Annotated in this window: 1 protein-coding gene; it reads right to left on the bottom strand. The window is 72.2% G+C overall.

Annotation, left to right across the window (positions count from 1 at the left end; genetic code table 11):
• Positions 1-102: 102 nt before the first annotated feature.
• Positions 103-514 (bottom strand): thioredoxin family protein (locus tag ACKVMH_RS13615; protein WP_412700680.1); only part of this gene is annotated, 412 nt, incomplete at its 5' end.

A 514-nucleotide genomic window follows, 5' to 3' on the forward strand; every position in this document is an offset into this window, starting at 1 on the left:
CCTCGCTGCGCAGCAGCGGCCCGGGGCCGTTCATCAGCACGCCCGCGGCCGCGCCGAGCAGCCCGGCACCGAGCGCGACCAGCAGCACTTTCGTGGTCGGCTTCACGGACCGATCCCCGCGCTCGCACGGGCCGCGCGCGCGGCGAAAGGCTCCGGTCGCTCGAACCCGTACAGGCGCAGCTCGCGGCGCTCGACACCGTCGACGTAATACAGCGTGGCCGGCGGGCCGATGATCCCGAGGCGCTTCATCAGGGCCTGGTCGACCGCGTCGTTGGCGGTCACGTCGGCCTTCAGCAGGACGAAGTCGGCGAGGGCGTCGTGGACCGCCGGTTCGGGGAAGGTGTACTTCTCCATTTCCTTGCAGGCCACGCACCAGTCGGCATAGAAGTCGAACATCAGCGGCCGCCCGGCCGCGGCGGCGGCGGCCACCTCGCGGTCGAGGTCGGCCGACGACTTGATCATCCGGAACGGCAGCGCGCGCTGTTCGGCGGCAGCTCCTCGCAGCCCGGCGAGC

It is taken from the genome of Lysobacter zhanggongensis (assembly GCF_046638635.1).
Classification (GTDB): domain Bacteria; phylum Pseudomonadota; class Gammaproteobacteria; order Xanthomonadales; family Xanthomonadaceae; genus Novilysobacter; species Novilysobacter luteus.